The sequence below is a fragment of the Lyngbya sp. PCC 8106 genome, assembly GCF_000169095.1.
Lineage (GTDB): Bacteria > Cyanobacteriota > Cyanobacteriia > Cyanobacteriales > Microcoleaceae > Capilliphycus.
Window position 1 is genome coordinate 1 of the sequence record NZ_AAVU01000044.1, and the last position, 13,589, is coordinate 13,589.

Annotated in this window: 12 protein-coding genes and 1 tRNA gene; 10 read left to right on the plus strand and 3 right to left on the minus strand. The window is 41.9% G+C overall.

The features are described from left to right. Positions 1–145 precede the first annotated feature (145 nt). From L8106_RS23315 to L8106_RS23360, 10 genes are all read left to right on the plus strand, one after another. Complete coding sequence (locus tag L8106_RS23315) at positions 146–415, plus strand: hypothetical protein (protein ID WP_009786943.1); 270 nt, start codon at positions 146–148, stop codon at positions 413–415. Beyond that, on the plus strand, positions 412–1,107 hold the full coding sequence (locus L8106_RS23320) for an energy-coupling factor ABC transporter ATP-binding protein (RefSeq protein ID WP_009786944.1): 696 nt from the start codon (positions 412–414) through the stop codon (positions 1,105–1,107). The genes L8106_RS23315 and L8106_RS23320 overlap by 4 nt, the downstream gene beginning before the upstream one ends. Before the next feature lie 317 nt (positions 1,108–1,424). After that, positions 1,425–1,976 (plus strand): NYN domain-containing protein, encoded by a 552-nt coding sequence (locus L8106_RS23325; RefSeq protein ID WP_039897051.1) that lies wholly within the window; start codon positions 1,425–1,427, stop codon positions 1,974–1,976. A 90-nt stretch (positions 1,977–2,066) separates the two neighbouring features. Then, positions 2,067–2,138: transfer RNA gene (locus L8106_RS23330), tRNA-Asn, on the plus strand. Between the two features lie 37 nt (positions 2,139–2,175). Beyond that, positions 2,176–3,363, plus strand: coding sequence for an aminotransferase class V-fold PLP-dependent enzyme (locus L8106_RS23335; RefSeq protein ID WP_039897053.1), 1,188 nt, complete (start codon positions 2,176–2,178; stop codon positions 3,361–3,363). Between the two features lie 191 nt (positions 3,364–3,554). Next, the gene (gene cobA / locus L8106_RS23340; RefSeq protein ID WP_009786947.1) at positions 3,555–4,349 is read left to right on the plus strand and encodes a uroporphyrinogen-III C-methyltransferase; all 795 of its coding nucleotides are present in this window, start codon (positions 3,555–3,557) and stop codon (positions 4,347–4,349) included. A 98-nt stretch (positions 4,350–4,447) separates the two neighbouring features. Further along, positions 4,448–6,004 carry an efflux RND transporter periplasmic adaptor subunit gene (locus L8106_RS23345; protein ID WP_009786948.1) on the plus strand — a complete coding sequence of 519 codons (1,557 nt, stop codon included), beginning with the start codon at positions 4,448–4,450 and terminating at the stop codon, positions 6,002–6,004. 23 nt (positions 6,005–6,027) lie between these two features. Then, the gene (locus L8106_RS23350) at positions 6,028–7,206 is read left to right on the plus strand and encodes an ABC transporter permease (protein ID WP_009786949.1); all 1,179 of its coding nucleotides are present in this window, start codon (positions 6,028–6,030) and stop codon (positions 7,204–7,206) included. Between the two features lie 46 nt (positions 7,207–7,252). After that, on the plus strand, positions 7,253–9,283 hold the full coding sequence (locus L8106_RS23355) for a TolC family protein (RefSeq protein WP_009786950.1): 2,031 nt from the start codon (positions 7,253–7,255) through the stop codon (positions 9,281–9,283). Beyond that, a complete protein-coding gene (locus L8106_RS23360; protein WP_009786951.1) occupies positions 9,276–10,235 on the plus strand; it encodes an RluA family pseudouridine synthase in 960 nt (319 codons plus the stop codon). Before L8106_RS23355 ends, L8106_RS23360 begins: the two co-directional genes overlap by 8 nt. A gap of 11 nt (positions 10,236–10,246) precedes the next feature. Here L8106_RS23360 and L8106_RS29910 read toward each other — a convergent pair whose 3' ends face one another. From L8106_RS29910 to L8106_RS30965, 3 genes are all read right to left on the minus strand, one after another. Beyond that, the gene (locus tag L8106_RS29910; RefSeq protein ID WP_009786952.1) at positions 10,247–10,783 is read right to left on the minus strand and encodes a hypothetical protein; all 537 of its coding nucleotides are present in this window, start codon (positions 10,781–10,783) and stop codon (positions 10,247–10,249) included. A 98-nt stretch (positions 10,784–10,881) separates the two neighbouring features. Continuing rightward, positions 10,882–13,125 carry a DUF3769 domain-containing protein gene (locus L8106_RS23370; protein WP_009786953.1) on the minus strand — a complete coding sequence of 748 codons (2,244 nt, stop codon included), beginning with the start codon at positions 13,123–13,125 and terminating at the stop codon, positions 10,882–10,884. A gap of 234 nt (positions 13,126–13,359) precedes the next feature. After that, positions 13,360–13,476, minus strand: a complete 117-nt coding sequence (locus L8106_RS30965) for a photosystem II reaction center protein I (RefSeq protein ID WP_023069444.1) — start codon at positions 13,474–13,476, stop codon at positions 13,360–13,362. Between the last annotated feature and the right edge of the window lie 113 nt (positions 13,477–13,589).

Consider the following 13,589-nt stretch of genomic DNA (forward strand, 5'->3'; position numbering starts at 1 on the left):
AGGCGGTCTAGTCCTGGAAACCAACGCTGAGTAGCGAGATCTAGCAGAATCGTTCTCTGAGAGTCTACCGTGAAGATCACAGCTCAAAATCTGCCATACTATACTGATTGATGAAGTTCTAACTTTTAAGTTTTCTTAAAGATTTATGTTCTCGATTGATCTGATTGTTAAGTACACACCCATTCCGCTGTCGGTCGAACAAAAGTCACTCGAAGACGCTCAAGGGGTCTATCAAAAAGTGATCGATGCCATGCAAGCCAGTCAGCCTCAAGTGCTAGAACTAACTTGTGATAAGATTCCTGACAAAAAAATTTCAATTCTCAGTAGCGAAATTGCGGCGGTGCAAATTTCTCAGAAGTCCGGAGCATCAACTACAGGAAGAACACCTGGCTTTATGAATCTAGTTGGAGAATGAACCCCTCAGACTCCCTAAATGTTCCCACCTCAGCCATTACGGTTCGTAACCTTTGCTATAGTTGGCCGACAGGCGCACAGGTCTTGAAGTCTTGCTCTCTAGCGGTTCCTCAAGGGGAATTTTGGATGCTATTGGGGACAAATGGTAGCGGGAAGTCCACCTTGTTGCGTTTGTTGGCGGGGTTACTCGCCTCCCAGTCTGGGGATATTGCCCTTCAAGGTCGAGTGGGGTTTGTGTTTCAAAACCCTGACCATCAACTGGTTATGCCAAGTGTGGGGGCTGATGTGGCGTTTGGATTGGTTGAAGATCAACTGTCTTTAACAGAAGTTCGTCAACGGGTCGTTGATGCACTGTCGGCGGTGAAGTTACAGGAGTTGCAGCGACGCCCGATCTATGCCCTCAGTGGGGGTCAAAAACAACGGATTGCGATCGCTGGGGCTTTGGCGAGACAATGCCAGGTTTTGTTGTTTGATGAACCCACTGCTTTGCTTGACCCCGACAGCCAACTCGATCTCGTTAGTCAAGTTCGTTCTTTGGTTAAAAGTCGAGGGATTACGGCGTTGTGGGTAACCCATCGCCTCAACGAACTTGATTACAGTGATGGCGCTTTTCTGCTTTCGGGAGGGCGGGTCGTTGCTCAAGGTGATCCTGAACCCTTGAAACAGCGTTTGATGCAACAGATCGACACCTAAGCTGTATTTTGGTTTCTCGATGGCTATCGGTTCTCTGACTTGAGGTTTTGAACTTCAGGTCAAAGTACCGACCTGATCGGAAATACTTAAATATTTGCGATCGCTTGGGGTAGGGGAGACGGGAAAACAGAGCAAGCAAGGGCAGTTCAGAAAATGAGTAAATATCAGCAGGCCTAACTCCGAGGTTGAGCATCCTTTGATTTTTGTTGTGATTCTGATTCATCCGTATGTAATAATGTGTTAAGAAAAAAATGTCACCGCTAGGTGGTGTAACTGCACGCTATGTAAATTTATGAAGAGTATCAGAGTCCTAAGCCATGCCACGTCATTCATCAAAAGCCATCCTCCTAGTTGATGGTTATAACATGATCGGAGTCTGGCCCCTATTGCGAACGAAGCAAGAAGGGGAAGGAATGGAAGAAGCTCGTCGCACACTTGTAGAGACATTGGTCAACTACAGTGCTTTTGAAGGACTTGATGCTCGGGTCGTCTTTGATGCTCATTATCAAAATACCCCTAGCGTTGTGGAAACGGTCACTCGCAATGTATCTGTTCATTACACAGATTATGGTCAGACCGCAGATACTTATATTGAAAAGATCTGTGCAACTCTGGCTCATCAATTACGGTTGTCTCGGCGGAGGTTAATTGTTGCCACCTCAGACCGAGCGCATCAACTCACGGTGATCGGTTACGGGGCTGAATGGATGTCAGCTTTGCAATTGGCTCACGATGTCGAATCAACGGCTCGTCGTCGCCAACGCCGTCACAAATCCAATAAGCAGTCTTCTAGTCGTTTTCTGGCTAATTCTCTAGATGCAGAGTCTCAGAAACGCCTAGCCATGTTACGCATGGGACTCAAGCAATAAACCTAAAAAAAATATCTCTGGGGGGTTGACTTTTTTTAGGGCTTGCGGTTACTATAGATAACTGTGACTAAACTAAAATTTTGAGAGCAATCCTCGGTAGCTCAGTGGTAGAGCGGTCGGCTGTTAACCGATTGGTCGTAGGTTCGAATCCTACCCGGGGAGTTTAAATATATAAAAAGGATTGAGAATGGGGAATGGAATGCTGGATGTAGAATTTCAGACCTCAGACTACCGTTCGTATTGGTTACTTGACTCCGAAGTGACCTTTCTCAATCATGGTTCTTTTGGCGCTTGTCCAATTCCCGTTTTGCAGCGACAAACTCAACTGCGAGAACAACTAGAACGTCAACCTGTTCATTTTTTCGTGCGGGAGTGGGAGTCACTGTTGGATGAAGCACGTCGTCAGTTAGCTGAATTTTTGGGTGTAATAGCAGACGAACTCGTTTTTGTTCCCAACGCCACAACGGGTATTAATAGTGTACTGCGATCGCTGTGTTTTTCGCCCACAGATGAATTGCTGACGACTAACCATGAGTATAACGCTTGTCGCAACGCTTTAAACTTTGTCGCCGAACGTTGGGGTGCAAAAGTTACAATTGCGAACATTCCCTTTCCCCTCAACTCACCCGATGAGATTATTTCCAGTATTTTAGACCAAATTACACCCCGCACAAAATTAGTTTTAATTGATCACATTAGTAGCCAAACGGGTTTAATTTTTCCTCTCCAACCTTTAATTAAAGAACTTAATTCACGGGGGATAGAGAGCTTAGTCGATGGCGCTCATGCACCGGGAATGTTACCTTTAAACTTACCGGAAATCGGCGCAACTTATTATAGTGGAAACTGTCATAAATGGCTTTCAGCACCTAAAGGAGCCGCATTTTTGTATGTTCACCCGGATAAACAAAGCAAAATTCATCCGGTAACCATTAGTCATGGTGCAAACTCTCCTCGCACAGATCGCTCCCGCTTTAAACTCGAATTTGACTGGATGGGAACCCATGATCCGACCGCTTATTTTTGCATTCCTGAAGCCATCAAATTTATGGGATCATTGCAACCGGGTGGATGGTCAGAATTAATCCAGAATAATCATAACAAAGTAATAGATGCTCGGAAAATGTTAGGGGAAAAATTAGCCGTTGTTTTACCTTGTCCTGATGAAATGATTGGTGCAATGGCAACGATTATTCTTCCCGATAAATTGCAGTTTATCCCGAGCTTACAAACCCAACTCTGGGAACAATTTAAAATAGAAGTTCCGATCATTCCGTGGGAAAATAAACCGCAACAACTCATGCGAATATCCGCTCAAATTTATAATACTTCTTCAGATTATCAAAAATTAGCTGAAGCTTTAATTGAGTTAGTTTCTTCGGTATAAAACCTAAAAAAAGACTGGGGTGCATCAAATGATTTATATTTACTAGGTTGGGTTAATAAACATGACGGTTTGATGCACCCTACTGTTTGATGCACCGTACACAAAAGAATTGAGTATAATAAGCTAATCGAGAGTTAAAATCAACGACAGTCAACAAAATTGAGTCAGTTGGGAGTAAAAGCGAGAGAAGCATGAGTGAGAGTATTGTAGACAATAAAGCTAAAAATTACGGTAAAGTATATTTAGTTGGTGCAGGCCCCGGAGATCCTGGATTATTTACTCTTAAAGGAAAAGGACTTCTTCAATGTGCAGATGTTGTTGTGTATGATGCTTTAGTGAGTTCGCCAATTCTAAATATGATTAACCCCGAAGCCGAAAAGATTCACGCGGGAAAACGACGGGGACGCCACTCAAAAAAGCAAGATGAGATTACTCAAATTTTAATCGAAAAAGCAAAAACTCACGCAATAATTGTCCGACTCAAAGGCGGTGATCCGTTTGTTTTTGGACGAGGGGGCGAAGAAATGGAAGACTTAGTGAAAATGGGAATATCGGTCGAAGTTGTACCGGGTGTAACCTCTGGAATTGCAGCACCCGCTTATGCCGGAATTCCACTCACCCACCGCAATTATAGCTCATCGGTGACATTTGTGACGGGTCACGAAGCCGCCGGAAAATATCGACCCGAAGTGAATTGGAAAGCGATCGCTCAAGGTTCAGAAACGCTGGTAATTTATATGGGTGTTCATAATTTAGCTTATATTACTTCAGAATTGATCGCCGCAGGTCGATCGCCTGAAACTCCCATCGCCTTGATTCGTTGGGGAACCAGACCCGAACAAGAAGAATTAATCGGACAGTTAGATACAATTGTACAACAAGTAGAAGATACAGGCTTTGAAGCGCCAGCGATCGCCATTATTGGAGGTGTGGTTCATCTACAAGAAATTTTACCCCATTGTCTGCCCTCGGTTGAAGGAAGATAAATTCTCGTAAAGCAGGTTAAACTGAAAGGAGCCAATTGAGTCAGATGGTCAAGGATGTTTGGTATTTTTATCGTTAAATTTCAAGCTTAAAGTTTACTGTGTCTAGCCTAGATTATCAAGCTAAAAAAGCCTATCAAGTGGGAATGCGCTGGCTAACGGGAGCGTTTATTTTAGCCAGCCTCAGTTTAGGTGGAATCTGGGGTTATGATTGGATAAAAAATCGACCTTTGACTCCCACAAGTGCTGAATTTGTTGAAGTTAAATTGGGTAATGTTGACAATAAAATTAATTCAGGGGGAACCGTTGAACTCGGTGGACAACGAACGATTAAATCACCCGAAGAAGGTGCTGTTGAGCGCCTGTTAGTTCAATCAGGAGACAAAATTTCCCCAGGTCAAGAATTAATCATTTTGCGAAATCCCCAACGAGAAACAATTTTAAATAAAAGTCAATTAGAGATTCAAAAGCAAGAGTTAATCATTGAACGCAATCGAGAAAAAATAGAAGAAGCTCAAGAAAAGTTAAGAATTGCTCAAGCAAACTATGAAGATGATTTAGAAGATTATCAGCAAGAAGTGGTATCTAAACGAGCGATTAAAGATTTAGAAATTAAGAAAATAAAAGCACAAATTAATCGTGATCGCCAAAAAGTTGAAGAAGCAAAATATAGTTTGGAAGCCGCAGAAGCGGAACTTGAAAATTTAGAAAAACTGTTAGAACGGGGGTTTGTTGCTCAACAAGAAATTGATCGTCAAAGACAAACTGTTCGAGAACGTCAAACTGGATTACGAGATGCTGAACTTGATTTTAAAAATTCTCAAATAGAGTTAGAAACAGAACAAGTTAAAGAACTTGAAATTCAAAATAGTGTGAGTAGTAGTCCAGTTTTTGAAGCAGAAATAGAACTTCAGCAAGCTCAGTCTGAATGGAAACAAAGCCAAAGCGAACTTGAACGTCTTAAAGTCGAATATCAAGAAGCAGCTCTAACTTTAGAAAACAATATTGTTACTGCTCCTATTGATGGAGTTATACTTAATATTAATGTTAAACCGGGAGATGGAGTCAATCGTAGTGATGAATTAATGAGTTTGGGAGATCCCGATCAAGAACTCATTCAACTACAACTTTCTACCCTCGATGCTGCTAAAGTTCAACCGAACCAACTGGCTCGAATTAGTATTATTGGTCCGAATTCAGAAACCTTTACCGGACGAGTTCAAAGTATCGGTTTACAAGCAAGAAGTTCAGGAAATAATAATGATTCTGAATCAGGTCAAGCCACTGTTCCCGCAACTATTCAACTCGATCAACCCACCCGAACATTAATACCCGGAAGTGCCGTGAGTGTAGAAATTATCTTAGAAGAACGTAATAATGTAGTCGTATTAAATACTGAATTAATTCAACGGGAAGGACAATCTAACTATGTTTGGGCTTTAGATTCTGAAAATACCGCTCAAAAACAACCCGTTACACTTGGCTTAGAAGGGTTAATTCAGGTGGAAATAACATCGGGTTTAAAAGCAGGTGATACCATAATTTCCCCTCTACCCGAAACCAAATTAGAACCCGGAATACCGATCACAGAAGCTTCTTCTACTCCGAGTGAAAGCAATACTCAAAGTAGCCCTCGACGTAACCGCAGACGTAACTAATTATCCCACAAAATCTGTAAAAAATGAGTCTATCTCCTTTTAATTTAATTGGTTTAAGTTGTCAGTCTCTCCTCGGAAATCCTCTGCGTTCCAGCCTAACAATAGTTGGCGTATTTATGGGCGTTGCGGCGGTGAGTGCGACGCTACAAGTTCGGAGTATTAGTCAAGCCGTTATCGCCCAACAACTCGCAGAAAGAAACGCACCGCAAGTCGGTTTAGTTCCCCAGAGGAACCGAATAACTCGCCAAAGAATAGCCTTCACCTTAGAAGATATAGAATTCTTAAAAAGACGTTTAAAGCAAGCAAAAGCCATTAGTGGAATTAATTGGATGCGTTCATCTCTAGTAGTATTTCAAGACAAAGAAGCAACTCCAAATATGATCGCCGTCGCTCCGAACCATCTTGAAACCTCGGGTCAACAACTTGTAGCGGGACGAGCTTTTAATTCTACAGATTACCAAAGCTTTCGACCTGTTGTTATGATCGATGAATATCTAGCAAAGCAATTGTTTCAGCAGCAAAACCCTTTAGGTCAAAACCTTTATATTGACTTAAAACCTTACAGTGTTGTGGGGATATTACCGACAAGTGCGGAAAACGAAGAACCCGAAGGTGAAGTGTGGATGACGACTGCATTTCAAAGTACAATTAGTGGAAATTATACGATAAGATCTATCTTAATACGTCCTCAAAAACTTGAAGATTTACAATCTTTAGAGGAACAGGCTATACAACTTTTAGAACAGCGTTATAAAGGCTCTCAATTTTGGTCGTGGAACACGGTAGAAGAGATTTTAGAACAGAAAAACACCCTAGAATCTGTCTCAACTGCATTGTTAGTTGTCGGTGCTATTTCGCTTTTAGTTGGAGGCGTAGGAATTGCCAATGTAACGATCGCCTCAGTAATCGAACGAACCCCTGAAATCGGCTTGCGACGGGCGATAGGAGCCACCCAAAAAGATGTCATGTTGCAGTTTATCCTAGAAGCAGCTATCTTAAGCTTGGTTGGGGGAAGCCTCGCGATCGCCACCGTTCATGGGTTAACGGTGATTGTAGCCCAGCGCTTTGAGTTCCCCTATGCCTTTGAGAGTCGCAGTGCTGCGATCGCCTTATCATCTGCTGTGTTCGTCGGTGTCGGAGCCGGATTTTTTCCCTCGTTACGCGCGAGTCAACTCGATCCTGTTAAAGCTTTAAAGGGATAATCACTTAAGCTGATTAATTTTTTGATGAAATTAGCCGTAATTTTTTATGTCTTTATCTCCTGATTATTCATCCGAAAATTCTGCTTCTCAGTCTCCACCCTCTGGGAAAATTCGACTCGGTTTAATCCTGAGTGGAACGCTGAGTTTAATAGTCGCTTTAGCTGTCGGATGGCGATTTTCTAACGCCGATGCTATGCGTTCACCCTCAGAAGTTCAAAGCGAAACTCAACCCCAATTGTTAACCGAAACTCCCTCAATTATTAACCCTCAACCTTCCCCCAACCCAACGTTTAAAGTTCCTCAATCTATTGAAAGTCAGGCGATTATGGGGACTATTCATCGTCAGCCGAAAAGTTCGATACCAACCCCTGATCAATTAACAACAATTCCTGACTATCAAATTCCTACAAATTTGTCTCTTGTTCCTTCTAAAAAAGAGCCTGAAAATACGGTTAATAATCTCAATTCACAAATAAATAAATTACCGAATTCATCATCAGATCAGAACAATAAAAATCTAAATTATACTCGTTCAAATCAAAACCTTTATCCTGATAATCTACGGGCTAAAATAGAAACAGAAAAGTTTACAACCGCTCCAACTCAGCCTGAGAGTCAGGGAGAATCTAAACCTGAAGCCGAGAATAATTCATCGGAACTTTCAGGTGTGACACTGAGGTTAGAAGATACAATTTTCCTGGCTTTAGAAAACAATCGTAATATTAAAAATCAGTATTTAGAACGGATTGTACAACAACAAGATTTAATTGTTGCTGAAGATAAATTTGTTCCGAATTTTACCCCCAATATTGCTTTAGATTGGCGAAATATAGAACAAGGTGGAACAAGGAATACAACCAGTGGTGCGGTGTTATCAGCAGGACTTGAAATGACCATTCCAACCGGGGGAGAATTAAATGTGGGTTGGGAAGGTCGAAGAGAAAACCGCAGTGGAAACAATTTGAATGATCAAAATAATAATATCTTTAGACAAAACCTAGAACTCTCTTTTAGACAGCCTTTACTCAGAGGAGGAGGAATTGATCTCAATCAAGCTTCGATTAAAATTGCTCGAATTGAGGAGACAATTAACTTATTGGATTTAAAATCAATATTAATCGATCAAATTACAGAGGCAATTTTAGCTTATCGCCGCTTAGTTCAAGCTCAAGAACAACTCAAAATCGAACAAAACTCTTTAGAAATTGCTCAACAACAAGTCGAAACGACTCAGATTTTAATTGATGCAGGTCGTCGAGCTAGAGTAGATTTAGTTCAGGTGCAAACTCGGGTTGCAGATCAAGAAATTAATGTTTTAGATGCAGAAAATAATCTTCAGCAACAACGGTTAGCACTTCTCGACATTCTTGATATTGATCAGGACTTAAATATTGTTGCGCTTCAAGAAGAAACCCCGATAGACTCTATCTCTCTAAATATTGATATTATGCAACAACTTGCTTTAGAAAATAGACCGGATTATTTAAAAGCTAAACTGGATGTAGAACGCTCTAACTTTGAACTACAAGTTGCTGAAAATAACCGACGTTGGAATATTGATTTAACTACAGATGCAAGTCGCGAATTAGCTCCAGATATTGTTGAAGATAGAACCGAGGTGAGGGCTGGAATTGAACTCAGCAAAACATTAGGCGATCGGAATATAGAACGAGAGTTTAAACGTCGCCAAGTTGATTTAGTTCAAGCTAAAAATGAGTTAGATGAGGAATTTCAGCAAATTACTATCGAAGTTCAAAATCGGATTCGAGAGGTTGATAATAACTTGAGACAAGTTCAACTCGCTCAACGAGCAACCCAACTCGCTGAAGAACAGTTTAGCAATGAACAAGAAAAGATTCAACTGGGAGCAGGAGATGTTTCTATTGTCGATTTAGTTCGGTTTCAAGAAGATTTGGGACGGGCGAGAAATCGTGAATTAAATGCTAGAATAAGTTATATCAACTCAATTACTGAACTCCATCAAGTGGTAGGAACGACATTGGAAAACTGGAATATCACCATTCAGCAAAATATAGAGATTGATCCCGATTCTCTTTCTAATTATCCCAATGAATAGTGAACAAACAATTACATTAACTGTATCCGAGCAAAATCAAACCACTTTAGAACCACAAAATTACCGTTTAGATCGGTGGTTATCGGAAAGCCTAGAGACTCTATCTCGATCACGGATTCAAACCCTCATTTCTCAAGGTCATGTTACCGTTAATCAAAAAGTTTGTGTTTCTAAAAAGTTAACGCTAAAAAGGGGAGATCATATCGAAGTTAAAATTCCACCGAACGAACCTTTAGAACTGGAAGCCGTTGACATTCCTCTCGATATTTTATATGAAGATGAACACCTGATTATTATTAACAAACAGGCGGGTTTAGTGGTTCATCCCTCTGCGGGACACGTTAATGATACCCTCGTCAATGCGTTACTCGCCCATTGTGATACACTCGCCGGAATTGGAGGGGTTGAACGTCCGGGAATTGTGCATCGTTTAGATAAGGATACCACCGGGGCAATTGTCGTTGCAAAAACTGATTTTTCCCTGCAAAGTTTACAACAACAAATTAAAAATAAAACCGCCCAACGTCAATATTTAGGAGTCGTTTATGGTTCACATAAAGCAGATTTTGGGACAATAGAACAACCCATCGGGCGACATCTGGCTGATCGCAAAAAAATGGCCGTTGTGACCATTGAAAGAGGGGGAAGAAATGCAATTACTCATTGGCAAATTCAAGAACGTTTAGGAAACTATAGCTTGATTTTATTTACCCTAGAAACAGGAAGAACGCATCAAATTCGAGTTCATAGTAACTTTATCGGACATCCAATTGTCGGGGATTTAGACTATAGTAGTGGGCGATCTGTTGGGGTTAATTTATCAGGTCAAGCCCTTCATGCGTGGAAGTTAAAATTACAACATCCCGTTACAGAAGAGTGGATCGAAGCAATTGCACCATTACCCGAAGAAATGAACACTTTATTACAAGTCTTACGGCGTCGTTTAGGATAGATCGCTAAAATTCAAAGTTCACCTTCGGGAAAGGAACTCGCGGGTGGAAGTGTTTTTTGACTGTTTTCTAAAATCATCTTTAATTTAACCATAAAATCCGTATGAATTGAAGTAGAAGTTCGGGGAGGTTTTGTTAAGGACAAAGGAGGTCGAGTTGAGAATTCTCTGGGTTTTGAAGGTTCGACAGATGAGGAATTTTCTAGAGTTGTATCTGGAGCCATTTCTCCGATATTAGATGGTTCTCCAACTTCCTCTCCCTCCGTTAAAGCTTTGGGTAAATTTTTACAAATTAACTGCTCAAACTCCCAATTAAAATGATAAATAGGCTTACCTCGACGCAACCAAATCGATAAAATCTGTGCTACAGAAATTGATTTATACCGACCTTGATAAAGGGCTTCGATCACCGCAAAATAAATCCAATAATATTCATAGTTATCCCCCCATTCCTCGACCCTTTCTTCGCTAGAATAATCTCCCAAATCAAAACTATAGTGCGTCAGCAAAGCCGCTGCAATCGCCCCATGATCCGGTGAAACTTCAAACACAATAAAAATTCATTAAAAATTAACTTAATCTCGAAATTTTTAACAAATCAAAGCAATACTAGCACAAGCAAGACAAAAGATGAGAAAGTCAAACTCCCTTATTCTTTAATCCCTGAGAACGGTTCAGAACCTCCTGTCCAGTTAAAATCACTAATCCGCAGATTCAAACTACCAATCCGTCGAACGGGACTAATTCGCAAAATCACACCATAAGTCCGACGACTATATTCTAAAGTAAACTCATTATCGACTGCCAAACCATTTTCTAAATTAATTGAATATTCAAAACCTGCCCGTAAACCGCCATAAATTTGCTGAACCAGTCCAAAAGTGAGAATACTTTCATCCACCCGTCGATCAAACAAAAACGGAGATTCTCCATCGAGAGCAACTTGAGTATAAAGAAGATTAAATCCGGTATAGTCAAAAAAATCTCGGGAAAAGTGACCAAATTGTCCTTGAAATCCGACTGTACCACTCAGATAGGATTGGGAATCATCTTCAGTGTAGATATTCGTTACTCCCTGGGCTTGCAAAATCAACCGAATAAACGGAACAACAGGTCTAGAAGTGTATTTTAACCCTTCTGTGGGTGTTAGGGGTAAAGCTTTCCCTTGCCAAATAATCGGCGGATAAACTAAAGTTGCCAGTCCTTGAAAACGGGTGCGAGTCGTGCGATCATTATCCCGACCCGGTTGAGTCAGGATATCTAAGCGATCCGTTCTGGCTTCAATTTGTTGTAATCCCCCTTGGAATTTAAACACCGCCCCGGAGTTTCCCAGTAAAATTTCTGGAGAGGTTAACACCGCCCCCGCACTGCGTTGAATAGTTCGGAAGCCTAGTGTTCCATTGAAAATCCGATCGCGATAGCTGTACTCTCCGGTGAGGGTATAACCGTGAATTAACTGTCGTACCCGAATACTGGCGCGATATTCATCTTCATCGAGATCGGGAAAATCTTCAAAGTTGGTAATCGATAAGCGGCTATCGACAAAGGTTTGGGGAGAAAGTGGCCCCGAGAGTTGAGCTTGTAAGCCATAAAATCCACCATCACCGGGATCGAGATCTTCCTCAAATGCTCTTTGAAATAACAATTGGGGAGAAATATCTAAACCAATCGGCCCAAATCTGAGGGGATTAACATTCCACTCGACATAGTAACCGCCGAGATCATCGAGGTCATAGCCAATCGAAATGGGGGTCGGTTCCCGTTGACGGCGATCAATCACGGTGCGATCGCGAAATAAAGGTAAAGCAAAGTTTTGATCAAAGACGAGGCGAGAACCCGTTGTCAGGAGTTCATCTTGAAAGCGAGAAATGCGTCGTAGGCGAGCGGTATCAGCCCGGAGTTCCAATTCGGGGGGTGAAAAGGGATCGTTGGTAATTCGCACATCTTGGGCTTCCCATTCTCCATTCGGTAAGATGTCAATTCGGTCAGCTTCAAACCGCAGGCGGTTCACATTTCCTTGTAAGTCTGGAAAGGATAAGCCACTGACTTCCACATCCGCCCCCTCTGTCGGGACAACATTTTCGACGGGTTGGGATGAAGTAATGCGATCGCTAATTGGGGAACGAACCACTGGCCCTACTCCTTGTTCTTGTAAGGGTTCAGAAACCTGAGTCGCAGTCAGCTCATCGGTTGAAATCACCCCACTAGCATTGGTAATTACACCTGTGCTTTTTACCAAGTTGTAGTCCATGCGTTCCCCCCGGATGACTTGGTTTTCTCGGGTGAGGGCGACATTTCCGCTGGCGACAACCTGACGAGTGTTTAAATTGACTTGGGCTTTATCGGCATCAATTAAAACGTTTTGAAAGCGGATCATTACATTTCCTTCGGTGGTAACGATTTGACGTCGTTGGTCAAATTCCTGACGATCTGCTGTCACCTCTAAGAGATCTGTCGGTAAAATAACGGGTATCGGGATTTCTGCTTCTGGGTTGGGTTCTGAAGGGGTTTGAGAGAGTAATGGAGTCTCAGGGGTTGAAAAGGTTTTGGGAGCAAAGTTTAAGGAGGAGGCGAAGTCATAACTCACTTTTCCTCGCAGTTGAGAGTCGGGAGAATTTGCTAAATTTAAAGACAAAGGAGGCCCCAGTGAGTCCGCCGATACTGAGGATGAGGATGAAGATGATGCCAACTCTTGTTTTAGGGCTTTGAGTTTTGGGAGTTGATAGGCGATCGTTTTATTTCGGTGTATTTGTTGATCCGGTTGGTCGGATATCACACCGGAAGACAACTCCGTTGAGGTTGGAATCGTCTGAGGTTGAAGTGTCTTGGGGGTTGGATAGGGGAGGGTTTGAACAAGGGGAGGCGGTTCAGGTGGCGGTACCGGGTAGGGCATAGTTTGGTAACAAAAATCACACGAGCAGCCCGATTTTATCAGTTCAACCGCGTGAAGGACTGCACTCGAACAATGCCATTAGCCATTGAGCCGACTGACTGATGACTAATGACAATTCAAGCTCGTTATCTTAACACAGTTAATGAGCTACTTATGTCGAGTATTTGCAAAAGTTGTTTGAACTCAACTTGTATTGATAGGATCGAAGACAAAGACCCGGCTGATTTTTGGGAATTATTCCATGTCTTTACGCTTGGGGTTGCGAGCGGGGTCGTTGGACAAAAATCCAAAGATGAACAGTAAGACAAAGAAGGACACGACTATATAAACAGCGATTTTTAGAGTCTCCATGATGATCTCTCCTAAAGTGCGATTTTCAAATGAAAGCAGCTATACACAACGTACAGTTTTTTCATCTTATCTTAAAATTTGACGGATTTTGACGCGAGGTGGATTGGGCTGAT